This window comes from Legionella nigrisilvae (genome assembly GCF_977063395.2).
Genome location: NZ_CDRUGZ020000020.1, coordinates 198,492 through 217,730, shown reverse-complemented (window position 1 = coordinate 217,730; position 19,239 = coordinate 198,492). Strand labels below are relative to the sequence as shown.

Genomic DNA, 19,239 nt, shown 5'->3' with positions numbered 1-19,239 from the left:
GCGCAGCGAAACCCGGGATCAATTAGATCGAACTCCTTGGTTCACTGCGCATCACCCAGGCTAGACTTTGTTAGGGATGTTGATGATTATGAGAGGGCAATTGAACATCTGGAATTTTTGCTTCATCAAACTGGGGTTCAGATTTCTTGGAGCGATGATCTTCCGCGATGTAAGTATATAGGGTAGGGACTACAAACAGGGTGAACCCCGTTCCGATTAACAGACCTGTAGCGATAACCAGCCCTATATCAAAACGGCTTACTGCTCCGGCACCACTAGCAAACAAGAGAGGTAATACCCCAAATACCATAGCAGCAGTAGTCATGAGAATAGGTCTTAACCTAATTCCCGCAGCCTCTTCCACTGCTGCTCGTTTATCCAGATTTTTTTCGCGCTGTAAATGGTTCGCAAAATCAACGATCAAAATTCCATGTTTGGAGATCAATCCGATTAGAGTAATCAAACCAACCTGAGTGTAAATATTGAGACTTGCCTGACCCAAATTCAAGGGAATTAAAGCTCCGCAGATCGACATGGGTACGCTGATTAAAACAATGAGCGGATCACGAAAACTTTCATATTGAGCTGAAAGTACCAAAAAGATAATGATGATTGCAAAAACGAATGCAAAAAGTAAAGCGCTTCCTTCTTGAATAAATTGTCTTGATTCACCACCATAATCAAAAGAAAAGCCTTTAGGTAAAGTATCATTGGCCGCATCTTGTAAAAATGCGAGGCCTTCGCCTAAGGTTTTTCCAGGCATCATTACTGCTTGAATGGTCGCGGAATTCATTTGTTGGAAATGTGTTGCTGCATTAGGTGCAGTTTGTTCTTTGGCAGTGACTACCGTTGAAAGGGGTACCATGGTACCGTTTATGGTTTTCACATATATTTGCCCCAATTGCTCAGGAGTCATACGAAACGAGCGGTTTAATTGGGGTATTACCTGATAACTGCGGCCTTCTAAATTAAAATAATTCACATAACTGCCTGAAAAAGCACTGGTTAAGCTGCTTCCTACAGCCTGCATATCTAATCCCATTTCTGAAGCCTTAGAGCGATTAATATCCAATAGAATTTGCGGCTTATTGAATTTCAGTGAATTATCGATGTAAATAAATAAGCCACTTTTTTTGGCTTTTTCGGTAAGCTTATCGGAGACATCTAACAAGCTCTGAAAGTCATTTGTTGTTTTAATAACGAATTGCACTGGCGTACCTCCTCCGCCGCCTGGAAGGGGGGGAGGGACAATTGCAAAAGCATTTAAGCCTGCAATCTGTGATAATTTATCTTGCAATGGTTGTTTTAAAGCAAACTGGCTTTTACTACGTTGATTCCATGGTTTCAATACCATTCCTGAGATGGTTTGACTGCTGTTGTTCACGGTAAAATAATTTTCTGTTTCAGGGAAACTTTTATAAATATCATCAAATGGTTTGGTGAAGGCTTCTATATAATTAAGTGTCGCGTATTGAGGGATCATGGCCATGACAAAGAAGAAGCCCTGGTCTTCATCTGGGGCTGTTTCAGCGGAAGTATGGGTATAGAGATAAGGCAGCATAAGTATAACAATTGCCGCAAAAAACAACATAATTACCCGAGTGTACAGCAAACTGTGTAATGCATTTTGATATCTTACTTTTAGTTTATTGAAAAAAGTATCAAGAAAATTAACAAATTTGCCACTACTAATGTCTTTAGACAAAACCCTTGAACACATCATGGGAGAAAGAGTTAAGGCGATAACTCCGGAAATGATTACTGCACTCGCTAAAGTAAAGGCGAATTCTTTGAATAAAGCACCTGTTAACCCCCCCATGAAACCGATAGGTGCATAAACCGCTGCCAAGGTGATAGTCATTGCAATAACTGGAGTGGCAATTTCTCGAGCCCCAATCAAGGCAGCGTCAAAAGGAGTTTTTCCTTCTTCGATATGTCGATGGACGTTTTCTACGACCACAATGGCATCATCCACTACCAAACCAATGGCGAGTACAAAAGCGAGTAAGGTCAGCAAATTGATACTGTATCCTAAAATAAGCATCAAGGTACATACACCTATTAATGAAAGTGGAATGGTTACCACAGGAATCAGTACCGAACGGATGGAACCTAAGAATAAAAAAATCACTACGATAACAATCAAACCTGCTTCAATAATGGTATGGGTTACTTCATCCAAGGAGGCTCGAATAAATGCAGTTGCATCATAAACTATTGTTCCTGTTAAGGAGGGCGGAAATTCTCTGATAACCGAAGGAAGTATTTTTCTCACATCACTGATTACGGTCAGGGGGTTCGCAGTTGGAGTGGGAGTTATAGATATGAATACTGCTTTTTTGCCATTGAATGTTACTGAGGTGTCATAATCCTGTGAACCTAATTCAATGGTGCCAACATCACGTAAGCGAACTATGGATCCTTTATCACTTTTAACAATCAAATTACTAAATTGAGCTGTGTCATTAAGATCAGTTTTTGCAGTAATGCTGATCGCAACGTATTCACCTTTTGTATTTCCTGCTGCAGTTAGAAAATTATTTTTGGCAAGTACCATAGAGACATCTGAGGGAGAAACCCCTAATGCAGCCATTTTAACGGGATCAAGAAATATTCGCATGGAGTAGGTGGCACCGCCCAAAATCTCTGCTTTAGCTACACCATCTACTGTTTGCAATTGGGGTTGGACAACACGAGTGGCGTAATCAGTAATTTGCTGGGGTGTCATTTCCGTACTGTCTAAGCTGATATACATCAGTGCTGTTGAACTATCGGAAGTTTTCAATATAACAGGTTGTTGAGATTCTTTGGGCAATTGGTTTAATGTTTGTTGGACTTTACTCATCACATCAGTAAAAGCCACTTGCGGATCAAAGTTTAATTTAATATTGAGAGTGATGGTACTTAACCCTTGAGTACTGGAAGAGGTCATATAGTCAATTCCCTCTGCACTGGCTACAGCTTTTTCTAAAGGTGAAGTAATGAATCCGGCAATAAGATCTGCATCTGCACCAGGATATCCTGTCATAATGGTAATAACTGTATTGTCCATGCGGGGGTACTGACGAATTTGCATCTTATAGATTGAGTTGATACCAAAAAGCAGAATGAGCAAACTAATTACCATGGCAAGTACGGGCCGTTTGATAAAAAGATCGGTAAACTTCATAACGTGTTCCTGATTAAAATTTTTGTAATAGGTATGATATGCCTATATTAAAATTAACCTGGGTTTATTTGACCCAGGTTACTATGATTCAATTAATTTATTGTCCCAATATATCCGGATTACTGATTTCATTTAGTTTGACATCATTATTGATTACAACAGGCGTGCCATTTTGTAATTTTATTTCTCCGGCGCTTACGACCAATTGTCCTGGCTTAACTCCTTTTTTGATTACCGTATAATTTCCTCGTTGTTCTCCGGTTGAAACAAAAACACGTTTGACCGTGAGTAGGTCAGAACCATCTGCATTTTTCTTTCCTTCTGCATTTTTTTCAATGATGTACACTGCGTTACCGTAGAGACTGTATGATATAGCGGTTGAAGGAACAATCACGGTATTAGGCTCAGGCGGTTGGCTTATTTCAATTGAAGCAAACATACCCGGCACAAAGGTAAAACTATGAATTTTATTTTTGCTATTTAGATCAGAATTGCACGTAACAATTCGTTTATTGCCCATGGATTCTTTTCGGGTTTCGACTAAAGGAGAGTGTTCAGGATCTTTAACTGCTGCGGTAGGGCAATTAGCAAGGGTACCTTGTACTAACATATTGTGTGTGTTGAGATCCACTTTAGAGTTTATTGCAGTAACTTTGGCCTCAAAAAGAGCATTAGGAAATCCTTCTACGGAAAACGTAATAGTTTGGTTAGGTTGAATACGTTTATACATTTGTTCGGGGAGATAAAACTCCAAATACAAGGGGTCAAGTGATTGTAAGGAAACAATTGTAGTTTGTCCCGGGCTGATAAATTGGCCTAGGTTTACTTGTCGTATACCTAATTTACCCGCAAAGGGTGCGGTAATGTGCTTTTGCTTAATCTGTGCTTGCGTTTGATCAAGTTTTGCTTGGGCTTGATCGAGATTTGCTTTAGCTTCATCAACACTGGAAATAGGAGCTGCACCACGTTTGAACAAGTCATATTGACGTTTATAACTGAGCGTTTTCAGGGTTAATTCTGCTTGATTAAATTTTAATAACGCTTGATCCACACTATCATCAATAGTAATTAAGGGGGCATCTTTATCAACATATTGTCCTGATTCAAAATCAATTTTTACCACATTTCCTGAAGCTTGGGCGCTTACATCGACTCCGTTAAATGCAACAAAATTGCCTACGGCATTAATGGTTGGCTGCCAGTTTACTGACTTGGCAACAGCTGAGGCGACAGAAACAGCAGGTGGTTGGTAGCTTGCAAAAAAACGCTTAATCAAAATTGATTTGATCAGGTTAAAAGCAATGATCCCACCGAAAACAATCACTAAGGCGACTCCCATTATGATCATTCGCTTTTTCATTAATACTCCCCTAAATGCTTAAAAAAAACGATAATTTTGAAACCCGCCAACTATACCATGAAAGATGAATATTATTACCCTATATTGTGCTTATAAGTTTCAATTTTATTTATTTCATGGTTATAAAAATATCCTATTGACTAAATACAACACTTTGCTACTATGCTGCTTTCATTAAACGAAGGAGAAACCATGAAGTTGAAGTCCTTGTTATTTGCTCTTTGTTTTAGCTTGATCGGTCAAGCTTTGGCTGCAAACGCACATTTGCACCCTAAAGCTACTGAAGCTGACAAAAATAAACCTGCTGGTAAATCAATGATGTATCCAGGTTATTGTGAAATTGAAATCATCAATAACAGTGTTGATAATGTTCGCGTCTACGGTTCTTTTGATGATGGTGCTCCTTTAGATCCATTCACCATATTTTACTATGATGCACCTCATTACATTAGCTTGTACTACTACGGTTACTGCCATTCTGGTATGAACCTGTTGATCCAATCTCCTTATGGTACTATTTACTCCGGTTGGACTAATGTAAATAGCACTGTACGTATCGTTAATTACCTGAACAAAGGTATTAAAGGCGATAAAGTTGAGATTACAGCAAAAAAATAAGTATTTCTAAAATAAGCTAGCTTATTTGACGATAGGGAAGTTGCATGCAATGCACCTTCCCTTTTTTATTTGTGTTTCAGGAGTTGTTCATGAAGCGTTTAATCCCTTGCCTTTTGTTAGTACCTTTTTTGACTTCGTGTGAAATGACCCAGCCTGAATATTATGATGCGGGTTATTATCACACCGTTCCTCCCCGGGCTGAAATCTATGGTTTCGATGAGCATCCACAGGACTACCGGCCTCGTCTTCCTTACCATCGCGGTCAAAAAATAAATGCCACACCGAGTCAGAATAAAGTGCACGGCCATCACCAACAAGCTCACAAACAAATTCCGAATCCAAAACAAGTTGTTGTGAACAATTCAAATAAGAGCACTGTTCATGGACATGAGAAGAAAAATCAGGTGGTGAAACATCACCCATCAGAATCGGGATCCAAGGTTGTAGTTACTGAATAATGGAACAATTTTAGGAAGGGAATCTATGTTTGCGCAACCTGGGTATGCTTGGTCCCAGCCCAGGAAATGCGTTTTTTTAAATCAAAATTACAGCATGATTTCCAATTTATATTCACGATTCGTATCCCGGTAAATTTTGTGGTAGTCTTAGGAGGTTTTTCCTTTAGGGGTTTTGAGGATGCGTAACTTACTTAAAATACTGTTTGTAGGACTTTTATCTATACTTATCATAGCATGTGTTGCTTCTCCTGGAAGTGAGAGTACGGGAGAGTTTTTGGATAGTTCGACTACCACTACTAAAGTGAAAGCAACATTAGTAAATCATTTAGGACGTACGGGTTTAGCCGTGCAAGTTAAAACCTTTAAAGATGAAGTGCAGCTCAGTGGTTTTGTTGCTACTCCAAGATTGAAGCAAAGAGCAGGGATTATTGCTGCGAGCGTGGATGGTGTTAGAAAGGTACGTAATGACATCATCGTTAGACCTTAACCATTTTCCCAAGGATTACTCATGTTTGACCGAAGCTATACTATAAAACATTTTGATGATGAATTATTCCAGGCTATTGTTGATGAGCAACGCCGACAAGAAGAGCATGTAGAGCTTATTGCGTCGGAAAACTATGTGAGTCCCCGAGTACTGGAGGCTCAAGGTTCTGTGTTAACTAATAAATATGCTGAGGGATATCCGGGCAAACGTTATTATGGCGGATGTGAGTATGTCGATGTGGCTGAAGAGCTAGCAATAGCCCGCGCTAAAAAACTTTTTTCAGCGGATTATGTTAATGTTCAACCTCATTCTGGATCCCAGGCTAATGCGGCAGTAATGATGGCTCTATTAGCTCCTGGCGATGTTGTTTTAGGTATGGCATTACCGCATGGTGGTCATTTAACGCATGGTTCCAAAGTCAATTTTTCGGGTAAGCTTTATGAAGCAATTCCTTATGGGGTGGATGCGAATACTGGTTTAATCGATTATGATGTATTAGAGAGTTTAGCCCTCGAACATAAACCTAAATTAATCATTGCGGGATTTTCAGCTTACTCTCGCGTTCTTGATTGGGCACGGTTCAGAACTATAGCGGATAAGGTCGGGGCTTTCTTAATGGCCGACATTGCTCATGTGGCTGGATTGATTGCTGTAGGTCTTTATCCCTCACCTGTTCCTTATGCTGATGTAGTAACCACCACAACTCATAAAACACTCAGAGGACCAAGAGGTGGGATGATTTTATGTCGTGCAAATGAGGAAATCGAGAAAAAATTAAATTCATCCGTTTTCCCTGGCAATCAAGGTGGACCCTTAATGCACGTGATTGCTGCCAAAGCGGTTTCCTTTGCTGAGGCCTTGCTGCCTGAATTTAAAACTTATCAACAACAAGTATTAGTGAATGCTAAGACTATGGCCTCAGTACTTATGAGTCGCGGCTATAAAATTGTTTCAGGGGGCACTGATAATCATTTAATGTTAGTTGATTTAATTGATAAAAATATTACCGGTAAAGATGCTGATTCAGCTTTAGATAAAGCAAATATTACCGTGAACAAAAACACAGTGCCTAATGATCCTCGCTCTCCTTTTGTAACGAGTGGCTTACGTTTGGGAACTCCAGCAGTTACAACAAGAGGATTTAAAGAAAAAGAAATAACGCTATTGTCTAATTGGATAGCGGATATTCTTGATGATATTAACAATGAAGCGACCATAGCAAAAGTTAAAGAACAAATATTGCTTTTGTGTCGTGAGTTTCCGGTTTATGGATAATTATGTTTTGCCCTTTTTGCCACGCAGAAGAAACTAAAGTAGTGGACTCGCGCTTGGTCGCTGAAGGCGCCCAAGTGCGTAGAAGACGAGAGTGTCTTGTATGTCACGAACGGTTTACTACGTTTGAAACAGCTGAATTAATCATGCCGTTAATTGTTAAACGTGATGGCAGGCGTGAGCCCTTTAATATTGATAATTTACGTTCCGGCATGTTGCGCGCTTTGGAAAAAAGGCCCGTCAGTGTTGATGCCTTAGAAGCATCAATTATTGCGATTACACAGGAAATTCGCCGTCGAGGAGAGCGAGAAATTGACTCCCAGATTATTGGTGAATTGGTCATGAAGGAATTATATAGTTTGGATCATGTAGCTTACGTTCGTTTTGCGTCGGTGTATAAGCGCTTTAAAGATGTAAGTGACTTCAGACAAACAATAGACCAGATGAATAAAGACTAGGGTAGTTAAAAGTATTACTTGTTTGGGGCACTCAGGCTCCAAAAAGGGTAAATTTTTTAATACTCAGTATTCGCTATTTTTATGCTCTCTCAATAAAATTAAAAGAGAGGTTTTATAGATGTTACTAAGAATTCATGAGGTTAAGGTGGAAAAGCAGTCAATTAGCGGTAAAAGAAAAGCCAGAAAATTAGCACTTCAGGCTCTTTATCAATGGTTAATGTCTGGAAGTGATTTAAATGAAATCGAAGCACAATTTCGAATCGTTAACAATATGGATAAAGTGGACGTAGAATACTTTTGCCGTATTTTACATGGCGTTCCAGCTCATGTTGAAACCTTGGAAGCAAGTATTACTCCTTTTCTTGACAGAGATATTACCGGCTTAAATCCAATTGAATTGACTGTATTGCGCATTGGTTCTTTTGAACTATTACATTGTCCTGAGATTCCATACAAAGTCGTTCTTGATGAATCAATATCGCTGACGAAAGAATTTGGATCTCAGGATGGACATCGTTATGTTAACGGTGTATTAAATAGTTTGGCACAACAGGTACGTTCTGTCGAAATCAGTCATAACTATGGATGAGTTCACCCTTATTGAGCATTTTTTTAAACCACTAGATTATGAGCGTGATGATGTATTATTAGGTATTGGTGATGATGCTGCTTGTGTGCGTCTTTCTCAGGAAATGGATTTACTTGTGAGCACAGATACGCTTGTGTCAGGAGTACATTTTCTCCCTCAATGGAATGCCTATGATATTGCATGCAGGTCAGTCATGGTCAATGTGAGCGATATGGCCGCTATGGCGGCAACCCCTTGTTGGATTACTCTTGCTCTAACCTTACCTGAATTCAATGAACAATGGCTCAATTTATTTACGCAAGGGCTAAAGGACTCCTTAAACCGATTTAATATGACTTTAATAGGTGGCGATACCACACAAGGTCCTTTATCGATAACGCTTACTGTTTTTGGAACCACGCCCAAAGGAAAAGCAATATCACGGAAGGGAGCAAAACCTGGGGACATTATCTTCGTTTCAGGTGAATTGGGTGCTGCTGCTTTAGCTGTAAAATTTCTTGAAAATCAGCATCTATCAAAGCAAGATAAAGGTGAATTAATGAAAAAATTAATCCACCCTAAACCTCGAGTGGATTTAATTGAGTTTTTACGATCTTATGCAACTGCAGTTATAGATATTTCGGATGGGCTTAGTGCGGATTTAAGCCATGTCTGTGTCGCGAGTGGTGTTGGTGCATGCCTCAATAAAGATGCAATTCCAATACATCCCTTGCTTAATAAATATTGGAAGGATAATGCAGTTGAAATGGCATTGACTGGCGGTGATGATTATGAATTATGTTTTACCGTACCCGAACATCACTTAGCTTTATTGATAAATGATTTGAAGAACGCTAATTTGCATTGTTACCCCATTGGAGTAGTTGAGGAGAACCCAGGTTTAAAAATGAAAGATGCAAATCATCAATACCATGAGTTAAAACCAAAAGGATACTCACATTTTTAGCCAAAGGATATGAATAGAGCATCGTGGAGTGGCTAGTGTAAGTTATTGTATTTTGATCCAACTTTTTAAGATTAGCTAAGTAAGAGAAGAAGAAATGAAACAAATAAATTTAGCAAAAAGTGTTTTTCAGGATCCTATATATTTTATTGCCTTCGGGTTTGGTAGTGGTTTAATGCCAACTGCTCCGGGTACATGGGGCACATTAGCTGCAATACCGGTGTATTTATTGCTTATGGGTACTCATTGGGTAGTTTATCTTTTATGTACCTTCTTTGCTTTTTTATTGGGAGTATGGGTAAGTGAAAAGATTACTCAGGATTTGGGGGTACACGATTATAAAGGGATTGTTTGGGATGAGGTTGTAGGTTATTTATTAACTATGTTCATGGCACCCCACGGGGTCAAATGGATGATCTGTGGTTTTATTTTGTTTCGAATTTTTGATATTTGGAAACCCCAACCTATTGATTATATTGATCAGAAAGTACGTGGTGGTTTTGGTATTATGCTGGATGATGTATTAGCTGCGGTGCCTGCCTGGATATTGATGCAAATTTTAGCGTGGAGTTTTGCTTAATGAATGAGAACCATAAAGAACTCATTAGTATGGGTTTAACTATTGGGATTGTAGTCCTTAGTTTATTTATTATTCATCGTTTTATTCCATCATTAATATGGGCATCTATAATCGTTATTGCTACTTACCCCTTGTACGAAAAATGGTGTAAGTTTTTTGGAAATAAAAATAATTTATCCGCGTTACTTTTTACTACTTTAATCGGTTTGTTGTTTTTACTTCCTTTAAGCTGGTTATTGGGGTTGTTAATCAAGGAATTACAAATATTCATTAATTTCCTGCAAGATATAAATCACCAAGGTGGTGCGGCCCCTGGCTTTTTAAGAGACTTTCCATTTTGGGGGACTGAATTAGTTGCATATTGGGATGAACATATTGGTAAACCAGGGATGATTAAGAGTTTATTGTCTAATGTTCATTTATCGCTTACACCAACTAGCTATTATGTAAAACAAATAGGGGCAAGTTTAGCGCATCGGAGCGTCCAAGTAGGCTTTACGCTGTTAAGTTTGTTTTTCTTTTATCGTGATGGAGACCAATTATTATCTCAAATTTACCAAGTCGGAGAATATTGCTTGGGGAAAAGATGGTTTCGTTACGCAGATAGACTACCCAGAGCACTTAGGGCTACGGTTAATGGTACGATAGTAGTGGGCCTTGGAGTAGGTATTTTAATGGGAGTTTGCTATGGTTTGGTTGGTTTCCCAGCACCTACCTTAGTGGGATTTATCACTGCACTCGCAGCAATGATCCCCTTTGTTGTTCCAATAGTATTTATTACGGTAGCAATGGTTCTTTTTTCCTTTGGCAGTATGATTGGTGCAATTGTAGTTTTGGTTTGGGGCACCCTTGTGATGTTTGTTGCAGATCATTTTGTTAAACCTGTTTTAATCGGTGGTGCAATTGAGCTGCCTTTTTTAGCGGTATTGTTTGGAATTTTAGGCGGGGTGGAAACTTTAGGGCTTCTTGGTTTATTCGTAGGTCCTTTGGTTATGGTATTGTTCATGACTTTATGGCAGGAACCACAAATTCTAAATCCTAAAACACCCCTCCAGTATTAAAAAAAGTAAGGGTTAAGGTGAGTTGTTTACGACCCGTCGCCTTAGATGGTATACGACGAGGGGTCTTGATTTCAAAGAGGATATAATGTCTCATATTTACTAATCTATCCCCTATTTTTTTTAAGATACTTTACTTATAAGTACATTGGTCAAAGCGATAAACGATACCTACATTACCCATCTGAACTTGTAGAGTTCTACCAAAATCGTCGTTACTGGCTGTTGCTAAATAACGATAGGAAGCATTTAATGCCCAGTTCTCTGCAAAATTATAAGTTAGCCCCGCAGTCCCCTGATATGCAAAAGCTCCTTCCGTGACGCCAAAGGAGTATGCACCAAAGGGGCCTGTACTATCCAAAGAAGTCTCAATATAAGCATATCCGATACCCACTCCTAGGAACGGAGAAATTGTGGGTAAGATAACATCAGCAAAATCATAATAAATATTTGCCATACCAACATTGGCATTGGTATTCCCTGATACTCCAGTTTGAGCAATGAAGTCAACATCAAAGTCTTGGGTATTCGCTTGTAAGTAGGTGTACTCTAATTCATAACGAATTGGATTACTTTGATAACCTAAACGTAGTCCAGCATTAAAACCACTTTCATAATCTACGTTATCAAATAGAAATCCCAAATGGTGTTTTGATACATTTCCAGAGATGTGGGTATATCCACCAAATACGCTGGAATACCATCCATTCACTGGTACTGCAGCTACAGCAATACTACTTGATAATAAAGTAGCTGAAAAAAATGCAAATTTCATAACATCCCTTTGTTATTATTTTTTTTTGTCGAATCATGTTAACGTGTTACTTTAAATTTGCAAGTATTAGACACGCATATTTTTTTTGAAAAACGAATGATGGATGTGCTTTTTTAATTATATAAGTGTGCTAAATTTCGGTAAAATTTATTAGCAATATTCTGGTTGCCTGAGATTACCTACTGTAAATTTAAGAGTGAAACTCTTTTTGGCAAAAATTGGAACAAAGTCTATACTTCTAACTGGTATTTCTTATTTAAGAGTTCTTCGTAAGTAGATGCCAATGCCAACAAAGCTTAAACCAATGCTCATGATATTCAGTAGAGCAACGGGTTTTAGAGAATTCAATTTTATCTTTTTGAAAATGCAAGTCTAGGCCATCAGCTAATGGAGTGGGTTAAAAACGAACAATTTTTATAACTTAGTGCGATGTAGAAAAATTAACATGACTATACGTATGCGAGCAATTTAGCATAATAATTTTCTACTTGTATAAAATTAACATTAATGTAATCATGAATTTTGCATCATGAAAAGGAGTTTCAAAAATGCCAAAAAAAAAATCATTGAAAATACCCAAAGAATTTGTGGAACAAGTGGTAGGGATCATTGCAAATGAGTCCGAAGCAGGACGCCAAAAAATAGTCGCTATTGCTCGAAGAGCAGAAAAAAATTATCAACGCCCGGTACAATCATGGGTAACAGGCTGGTTTTATCAGCACACCAGAACTCGTGGTGAAAAAATAGAACAATCCATTAATGTCATGAAAGACTTTCCAGATGCTTATACTCGATTGCTGGAATTAAAGCTCATGATTAGTGAAGGTGAATGGAATGTAAACAGCTCCTATAACTATTTTCTCTTTCTTGAATTAATCGATGCCGTGCCGGACTATCAACCCGTTGAAGACAGCCAACTTCCTAAATTTATAATGGAACTTAAAGACGAAGTATTAGCTGAAATTAATATCTTTATGAACCAATATAAGCTCTCATTGGAAGAGAAAAATAGATTAAATGAAGAACGTGAAGCGATAACTCTATCATCAATTCAATTAGTTAAAGATGTACTGGTCTTTAATAATCTTTCTACTGCAAAAGAGCAATCGGTACAACAAAACAAGATTGTTTTTACTCTAAGTTATAAAAATTCACAATGGCATCTTTCTTTGGTTGATTCCTCCGGAGAGGTTTATCCTCTAACTCCAGGTGAAGAATTGGCTCAGAAGCTGGCCACCCTTGAAAATCGGGACATAGAAAAATTAAACCCTGTGCATTTAAAACAAGTTAAACGAGAGTGCCTTGCAGCAAGAAAAGAATACCTTGCTAAAGTTCATTTACTCATTAATCCCCAAAATACCAAAACGAAGCTTGAATTAACTAATGAAGATCTTAAAGAGCAAGGCATTACTTCAACATTCGTTTTACGACGTACTGAAAAAGAAGAGGTAAGCCTTTGGTGGATAAATAGTCTAGGAAATGCAAGTAAAATTTCATTATCTGATCATCCTAAGCTGGATTTCTGGTTAAGTAACCAGAAGGGAGAATTTAAAGAGGCAGATGTTTTGCAGCTTAAAGCCTATTTGTTGCAATTGAATACTAATAAATCAATTTCTTCTGAAAAAATGGTTGAAATGAATAATATGATTTCTCAAGTATTGCAAAATAAAAGTAAGCTAAAACAACAAGAACCTTCCAGTCAAGGCAAGATCAATATAAAGGAATTTGCTCTGCTCGAAAAACATATGAAGGCTCGAATTGAAAAAGAGTCAACCATAAAACCTAATTTATCTAAGGAAGAAGTTGTAGAGGAAGTCGCTAAAGAGACGCCTGCAGAAAACACGTCAAAAAAGTTAGACGATAGTAGGTATAAAGCACTTTCAAAGCTACCAAATTTTTGGCAACAACGAAAAATTGCTGCGGAACAAGCGACCATGGAAGAATCAAAAACTTTAACAAATGGTTAATTTTTGTGTCCTAGTCGATTATAAAGAAATTAGTTTTGTAACCTGGGTGAAGGCGTGAGACGTAGCCCAACCCAGGAATTTGTCATTAAAAACTGGATAAATTATTCCCAAACCACTTCATTCTGCGGAGTTTACGACAAAGAATCTTCTTAATTTAGCGTTATATGCACTTACAGGAAATCTCCCACTGTGCGTTTCGGTTGACATCGAGAGGCACGTTTAAAACCCATTCGTAATTGGATAACGCCAGTCCTTTCCAAAAGCAGTGGGACTTATTTTAATTCCAGGTGCCGATTGACGGCGTTTATATTCATTGCGTTTGATCAAATGAATCACTTTGTTTACTGTTTCTGCAGAATACCCTTGTTGAATGATTTCTGTAGGTGATAAGTACTGTTCCATGTAAGAAACGATGATTGCATCTAATATCTCATAGTCAGGCAAACTGTCCTGATCGGTCTGATCCGCTCTTAATTCAGCGGACGGGGGTCGGGTTATCACGCGTTCAGGAATGATTTCAGAAAGACTATTCCGGTATTGGGCAAGTGCATAAACTTGAGTTTTAAGTACATCTTTAAGTACCGCAAACCCACCGGCCATGTCTCCGTATAATGTAGCGTAACCTACAGCGGATTCACTTTTATTCGAGGTTGTGAGTACCATTTTCCCCATTTTATTAGACAATGCCATAATTAGCAGACCCCGAATACGAGCTTGAATATTTTCTTCGGTTGTATCAGGGGCTAGTCCTGTAAATACTGGTTCAAGTGTGGTTAGCAGTGCATTAAAAGCGGGTTCAATTGATAATAGGGAATGGGATACATTCAATTTTTTTATTTGAGCTAATGCATCTTCATTACTCATTTGCGCGGTATAACGCGAAGGCATAAGTACGGCATGAACTCGCTCGGCTCCTAACGCATCAACTGCTATAGTCAATGTTAGTGCCGAATCGATTCCTCCTGAGAGTCCGACTAGAACTCCGGGGAAATGATTCTTATTGACATAATCACGTGTACCACAAACTAAGGCGTCATAGATTAAGGGCTCAAACTCAAGAAGAGGAGCCACTGCCCCTGTAATGTGGTTTCCTTGGATCTCAACGGTACACAAATCTTCTTTAAATGCGGGGGCTCGTGCACAAACTGTTCCTTTGGTGTCGATTGCTAAGGATTGGCCATCAAATAATAGTTCATCCTGGCCGCCAATTTGGTTCACATAGATTATGGATATCCCCCGCTGTGCATAAAATCTTAAAAGCGATTCTCTTTTGTGATATTTGCCGCAATCAAATGGGGATGCATTTAAAATGAGTAAAACCGAAATTCCATTTTCTATCAAATCTTCAGTAGGGCCTGGATACCAAAAATCTTCACAAATCATTACTCCTACTTTGTATTGATTTATATCTAGAATACATGGATTTCTTTTTCCTGGGGTAAAATAACGTGCTTCATCAAAAATTTCATAATTAGGTAAATTTTGTTTATGATACTCGCTTATTTTTTGTCCATTATGAAAAATACTCACACTATTGTAGAGTTGTTGTTGGTTACGCGAAGGATGACCTACTAACACATAGCAATCTTTAGTTGCAGCTTGTATTTGTGTTAAATGCTCATCAACTGCTTGTTGAAATTCCTTACGAAATAGTAAATCTTCGGGAGGGTAACCCGTTAAGGCCAGTTCAGGAAAAAGAATGACATCGTGAGTTTTTTGTTTACTTTTTATAATCTCTATAATTTTATCCCTGTTCGACGTCAAGGCGCCTACTGTGGGATTGATTTGTGCCATAAGTACACTAAGCTGATTCTGCATTATATATACTCTAAAAAGACCCAAGATTCGAAAAGTAGGATTTGCTGACAAAACGCTACTCACTCTTGGTCATTACGGATGAGATTTAACACGCTACGATATCACATAGTTTGTGCATTTCGGGTGTTCTAAAAGCTCCTCATTTTGTCTTAATCCAGCGAATTGTCAACAGACCCTTATTCAAAAAAATCTTAGATTTGAAGATAAAATTGTTAATTAATTTAAAAATTGACTAAAATAGATCCTTTGTCCAATAAAAAGCACATTTTATGTTAAATGAAGCACTATCAAAAATGCCAGAAGTCTTTGAACCCAAAATATTATTGCGTGGCCAAGAGTATTTTGAAAATGGACATGTGCTCAATATACGTTTTAGCGATGGACTGTTAAAGGGACGAGTTAAAGGAAGTTCAAGTCAGATTTACGATGTACATATGGATTTAAAAGTCTGGCCAACGAAATTAGCCCATTGTACTTGTGCATACCAATATAATTGTAAGCATGCCGCCGCATGTTTGTTCGCTTTGCGGGACAGAGAAAAGGGAAATTCCCAATCTGTATCGGGTACTAAATTAAATAGAAGACTCGACAGCTGGTTGAAAAATTTACGGGCCCAAGAAGCGGCTGTAGTCAAAGCACCCGAAGTGACGCATCATTTAGTTTATCTCATAGAACTAAGACTTGATGGCCATGAGCATCGAGTGGCGATTAGATTAGCTTTAGCCAAGTTATTAAAACGTGGTGGCTATGGAAAAATGATTCCTTTCAATAGTCTTTCTGACTCCAAAAAGCAACATTTCATTGATGATGATAATGAGCTGGTGGCTTTGCTGTTGTTTAAATGTGGTGTTTCAGGCTGGTTTGATACATTAACCATTCGCAATAGTGAATTATTAGAGAGGGTTCTTGCTACAGGAAGGGCTTTTTTTATACAAAATCAGGATGAACCAATTCATTTAATTGAGCCGATTCAAGGTACCTGCCAATGGGTGTTATCTCATAATGGCAGTCAAAATTTGTTATTAATGCATGAAGGAAAAGTCCTTGAACCTTTATTGTTGGATGACAGTTGGTTTTTTAATTATTTAGAAAGCACCATGGGGCATTTAACTACCCCATATCCAATAAAGCAATTGGGTTATTTATTGGAAGCTCCGCCAATACCCCTCGATCAGGCAGAATTATTAGCAAATAAAATGGGACAAACATGCCCTGAATTTCCCATACCCCAAGTTTTTAAAGAACGCGAAGTTCGAAATGTTATGCCAGTACCGGTGCTTATCCTAGATGCCATTAGTGAACTTGGTGAAGAATCTCCATGGCTTTATGATACAGAAGAAGAATTGCATGCCTTATTTACTGCACGTATTGTATTTGATTATGCAGGTTTAAAAATCGCTGCATCTGAAGAATGCGACACAATAGTTTGCCAGCAGGAAAATGTTTTAATTGAATATAAGCGGGATAGGGATTTTGAGAAAGCCAAATGGAATGAGGTACAGAATATACTTAAGCTGAGGGTACCAAGAGCCTGGGAAAATGAACAGTGGGAAAAAATAAAGAAAGCTGATTTTATAGTCCAGAATATACATGTTTTGGCGGATTTGGAATTTCTTTACAGTCAATTAGTGCCAGAGTTAAAAAGTCATGACTGGCAAGTTGAGTTTATTAGTTCGTTGTATCAAGAAGTTATTCATGCTGACGATGTAGAGTGGTACTCGGATCTGAATGAAAATACGACTGATTTTTTCTCTTATCAATTGGGAATTTTGGTTGAGGGTAAACCAGTGAGTATCGTACCTTTGGTGGCCGATTTGATCCACCGTTATAGTGGTAATGATTTGGATAATCTGCCAGATAACCAATTAGTAAAATTGCCCTTGCATGATGGGAGGGCCTTACAGTTAGAAATGGGACGAATTAAGCCTTTAGTTCGTTTGCTGTTACAATTTGGCTTGCGGCATATAGATGAAAACCAACAGGTCCAAATTAATAAGTACCAACTTATTCTCATGCGAGAGGCGGAATTAGCTATTGCAGCCACTAAAACACGATGGCAAGGGGCTGAAACCCTAAGAGAGCAAATCCGACAACTTTCCCAATTAACTCAGATTCCCGAGGTACAGCCTCCCACCGGGCTAGATGCTCATTTGCGAGATTATCAACGGGATGGATTGAATTGGTTACAATTTTTGCGGACCAGTCATTTTAGTGGAATTCTCGCTGACGATATGGGATTGGGTAAAACAGTACAAACCTTGGCGCATTTACAATATGAAAAAGAACAAGGTCGTATAAGAGCAGCGACCTTAATAGTTGCTCCCACAAGCCTTGTTGGAAATTGGCAAGCTGAAGCCAAACGTTTTACTCCTGAATTAAAAGTTTTAATTTATCATGGTTCAGATCGTCATCAGGATAATTTTGATGACTATGACATTGTTGTCTCTACTTATGGACTAATACATCGTGATAAAGAGAAATTTATAGCCTATTCGTTCTATTATCTTATATTGGATGAGGCGCAATTTATAAAAAATGCGCGCACCAAGACTACGCAGATTATCCAACAATTACACGCGACCCATCGCTTATGTCTTACCGGTACCCCTTTGGAAAATCACTTAGGTGAGTTATGGTCTTTATTTCATTTTTTAATGCCTGGTTTACTTGGCGATGCAAAACAATTTAGGCTTTGGTTCAGAACCCCTATTGAGAAATATGCAGATTTGAGTAGACGGGAAGTGCTTACTAAAAGAGTACAACCATTTATATTGAGAAGAACAAAAAATCAGGTGGCTCGTGAATTGCCTCCCAAAACTGAAATGACTCGCACTATAGAGATTGTGGGTCCCCAGCGGGATCTCTATGAAGCGATTCGTATGAGCATGGAGAAAAAAGTTCGTGATGCTATTGCCAAACAAGGATTAGGGAAAAGCCATATTCTGCTTCTGGATGCCCTACTAAAGTTACGTCAGGTGTGTTGTGACCCCCGACTGCTGTCATTGCCTGCAGCAGAAATTGCCTATGGGACTTCTGCCAAACTCGAAGCATTAATGGATTTATTAGATAATTTGGTGGGTGAGGGAAGGCGCGTTTTGGTATTTTCACAATTTACTTCGATGTTGCAGTTAATAGAAGATGAATTGCGTGCGAGAAATTATGATTACTTAAAATTAACGGGTCAGACAATGCATCGACAGGCCATGGTGGAAAAATTTCAGGAAGGAAAAACACCTGTTTTTCTTATCAGTTTAAAAGCAGGAGGGACCGGACTTAATTTAACACGAGCTGATACAGTGATTCATTATGATCCATGGTGGAATCCAGCTGTAGAAGACCAAGCGACCGATCGAACGCATCGAATAGGTCAAGAAAACCCTGTGTTTGTTTATAAGTTGATTACCTCAGGTACTGTAGAGGAAGCTATTTTAGGGATGCAAGAGAAAAAAAGATTGCTCGTAGAAGGTATTTTATCTGCTGATCCCGCTAAAGCGATGACTTTAAGTGAAGAGGATGTAGAACAATTTTTTATGCCTCTAGCTTGAGTTATGTTATGCATACAGGGGAGGGGATGTATAGGGATTACAATTACACCACAATGCTTTATTTCATCCAACATAAGCCATCCATTTTTAAATTTATTCTATTTAAAACTGGCATAGTTTTCGATCATGACATAAGCTATAA

15 protein-coding genes are annotated in these 19,239 nt (G+C 38.5%); 11 read left to right on the top strand and 4 right to left on the bottom strand.

Going from position 1 to position 19,239, the window contains the following annotated elements; all coding sequences use genetic code 11:
- Positions 1-70: 70 nt before the first annotated feature.
- Both ACWTE2_RS09725 and ACWTE2_RS09720 read right to left on the bottom strand, forming a co-directional pair.
- Complete coding sequence (locus ACWTE2_RS09725) at positions 71-3,169, bottom strand: efflux RND transporter permease subunit (RefSeq protein ID WP_454785189.1); 3,099 nt, start codon at positions 3,167-3,169, stop codon at positions 71-73.
- A gap of 97 nt (positions 3,170-3,266) precedes the next feature.
- The gene (locus ACWTE2_RS09720) at positions 3,267-4,529 is read right to left on the bottom strand and encodes an efflux RND transporter periplasmic adaptor subunit (protein ID WP_454785188.1); all 1,263 of its coding nucleotides are present in this window, start codon (positions 4,527-4,529) and stop codon (positions 3,267-3,269) included.
- Positions 4,530-4,721: 192 nt separating this feature from the next.
- On the opposite strand from ACWTE2_RS09720, the gene ACWTE2_RS09715 reads away from it, so the two are divergent.
- The 9 genes from ACWTE2_RS09715 (at position 4,722) to ACWTE2_RS09675 (ending at position 10,995) form a co-directional block, all read left to right on the top strand.
- Positions 4,722-5,147, top strand: a complete 426-nt coding sequence (locus ACWTE2_RS09715; protein WP_182392927.1) for a hypothetical protein — start codon at positions 4,722-4,724, stop codon at positions 5,145-5,147.
- Positions 5,148-5,236: 89 nt separating this feature from the next.
- Positions 5,237-5,605: a hypothetical protein gene (locus tag ACWTE2_RS09710; protein WP_454785187.1), complete on the top strand. Its 369-nt coding sequence runs from the start codon at positions 5,237-5,239 to the stop codon at positions 5,603-5,605.
- Between the two features lie 178 nt (positions 5,606-5,783).
- Positions 5,784-6,092, top strand: a complete 309-nt coding sequence (locus ACWTE2_RS09705; RefSeq protein ID WP_182392928.1) for a BON domain-containing protein — start codon at positions 5,784-5,786, stop codon at positions 6,090-6,092.
- 21 nt (positions 6,093-6,113) lie between these two features.
- Positions 6,114-7,367 carry a serine hydroxymethyltransferase gene (glyA, locus tag ACWTE2_RS09700; RefSeq protein ID WP_454785186.1) on the top strand — a complete coding sequence of 418 codons (1,254 nt, stop codon included), beginning with the start codon at positions 6,114-6,116 and terminating at the stop codon, positions 7,365-7,367.
- A gap of 2 nt (positions 7,368-7,369) precedes the next feature.
- Positions 7,370-7,822, top strand: a complete 453-nt coding sequence (gene nrdR, locus ACWTE2_RS09695; RefSeq protein WP_058468406.1) for a transcriptional regulator NrdR — start codon at positions 7,370-7,372, stop codon at positions 7,820-7,822.
- 145 nt (positions 7,823-7,967) lie between these two features.
- Positions 7,968-8,411, top strand: a complete 444-nt coding sequence (gene nusB / locus ACWTE2_RS09690; RefSeq protein ID WP_182393611.1) for a transcription antitermination factor NusB — start codon at positions 7,968-7,970, stop codon at positions 8,409-8,411.
- Positions 8,404-9,357, top strand: coding sequence for a thiamine-phosphate kinase (gene thiL, locus ACWTE2_RS09685; protein WP_454785185.1), 954 nt, complete (start codon positions 8,404-8,406; stop codon positions 9,355-9,357). The genes nusB and thiL overlap by 8 nt, the downstream gene beginning before the upstream one ends.
- 94 nt (positions 9,358-9,451) lie before the next feature.
- Complete coding sequence (locus tag ACWTE2_RS09680) at positions 9,452-9,934, top strand: phosphatidylglycerophosphatase A family protein (RefSeq protein WP_454785184.1); 483 nt, start codon at positions 9,452-9,454, stop codon at positions 9,932-9,934.
- Entirely contained in the window at positions 9,934-10,995 is a 1,062-nt protein-coding gene (locus ACWTE2_RS09675; protein ID WP_182392932.1) for an AI-2E family transporter, read from the top strand. The genes ACWTE2_RS09680 and ACWTE2_RS09675 overlap by 1 nt, the downstream gene beginning before the upstream one ends.
- 130 nt (positions 10,996-11,125) lie before the next feature.
- Here ACWTE2_RS09675 and ACWTE2_RS09670 read toward each other — a convergent pair whose 3' ends face one another.
- Positions 11,126-11,767 (bottom strand): outer membrane protein, encoded by a 642-nt coding sequence (locus ACWTE2_RS09670; RefSeq protein WP_454785183.1) that lies wholly within the window; start codon positions 11,765-11,767, stop codon positions 11,126-11,128.
- A 548-nt stretch (positions 11,768-12,315) separates the two neighbouring features.
- Here ACWTE2_RS09670 and ACWTE2_RS09665 point away from each other — a divergent pair.
- On the top strand, positions 12,316-13,734 hold the full coding sequence (locus ACWTE2_RS09665; protein ID WP_454785182.1) for a hypothetical protein: 1,419 nt from the start codon (positions 12,316-12,318) through the stop codon (positions 13,732-13,734).
- A 219-nt stretch (positions 13,735-13,953) separates the two neighbouring features.
- On the opposite strand, the gene ACWTE2_RS09660 is transcribed toward ACWTE2_RS09665, so the two are convergent.
- Positions 13,954-15,552, bottom strand: a complete 1,599-nt coding sequence (locus ACWTE2_RS09660) for an NAD+ synthase (RefSeq protein WP_454785181.1) — start codon at positions 15,550-15,552, stop codon at positions 13,954-13,956.
- A gap of 269 nt (positions 15,553-15,821) precedes the next feature.
- Here ACWTE2_RS09660 and ACWTE2_RS09655 point away from each other — a divergent pair, with 269 nt between their 5' ends.
- Positions 15,822-19,097, top strand: coding sequence for a DEAD/DEAH box helicase (locus ACWTE2_RS09655; protein WP_454785180.1), 3,276 nt, complete (start codon positions 15,822-15,824; stop codon positions 19,095-19,097).
- Positions 19,098-19,239 lie beyond the last annotated feature (142 nt).

Excerpts from the sequence above, each read along its gene's own strand:
- ACWTE2_RS09710 (WP_454785187.1), top strand. The coding sequence starts at position 5,237 with ATGAAGCGTTTAATCCCTTGCCTTTTGTTAGTACCTTTTTTGACTTCG.
- ACWTE2_RS09675 (WP_182392932.1), top strand. The coding sequence starts at position 9,934 with ATGAATGAGAACCATAAAGAACTCATTAGTATGGGTTTAACTATTGGG.
- thiL (WP_454785185.1), top strand. The coding sequence starts at position 8,404 with ATGGATGAGTTCACCCTTATTGAGCATTTTTTTAAACCACTAGATTAT.
- ACWTE2_RS09665 (WP_454785182.1), top strand. The coding sequence starts at position 12,316 with ATGCCAAAAAAAAAATCATTGAAAATACCCAAAGAATTTGTGGAACAA.
- glyA (WP_454785186.1), top strand. The coding sequence starts at position 6,114 with ATGTTTGACCGAAGCTATACTATAAAACATTTTGATGATGAATTATTC.
- ACWTE2_RS09705 (WP_182392928.1), top strand. The coding sequence starts at position 5,784 with ATGCGTAACTTACTTAAAATACTGTTTGTAGGACTTTTATCTATACTT.
- ACWTE2_RS09680 (WP_454785184.1), top strand. The coding sequence starts at position 9,452 with ATGAAACAAATAAATTTAGCAAAAAGTGTTTTTCAGGATCCTATATAT.
- nrdR (WP_058468406.1), top strand. The coding sequence starts at position 7,370 with ATGTTTTGCCCTTTTTGCCACGCAGAAGAAACTAAAGTAGTGGACTCG.
- ACWTE2_RS09660 (WP_454785181.1), bottom strand. The coding sequence starts at position 15,552 with ATGCAGAATCAGCTTAGTGTACTTATGGCACAAATCAATCCCACAGTA.
- ACWTE2_RS09655 (WP_454785180.1), top strand. The coding sequence starts at position 15,822 with ATGTTAAATGAAGCACTATCAAAAATGCCAGAAGTCTTTGAACCCAAA.
- ACWTE2_RS09720 (WP_454785188.1), bottom strand. The coding sequence starts at position 4,529 with ATGAAAAAGCGAATGATCATAATGGGAGTCGCCTTAGTGATTGTTTTC.
- ACWTE2_RS09715 (WP_182392927.1), top strand. The coding sequence starts at position 4,722 with ATGAAGTTGAAGTCCTTGTTATTTGCTCTTTGTTTTAGCTTGATCGGT.
- ACWTE2_RS09725 (WP_454785189.1), bottom strand. The coding sequence starts at position 3,169 with ATGAAGTTTACCGATCTTTTTATCAAACGGCCCGTACTTGCCATGGTA.
- ACWTE2_RS09670 (WP_454785183.1), bottom strand. The coding sequence starts at position 11,767 with ATGAAATTTGCATTTTTTTCAGCTACTTTATTATCAAGTAGTATTGCT.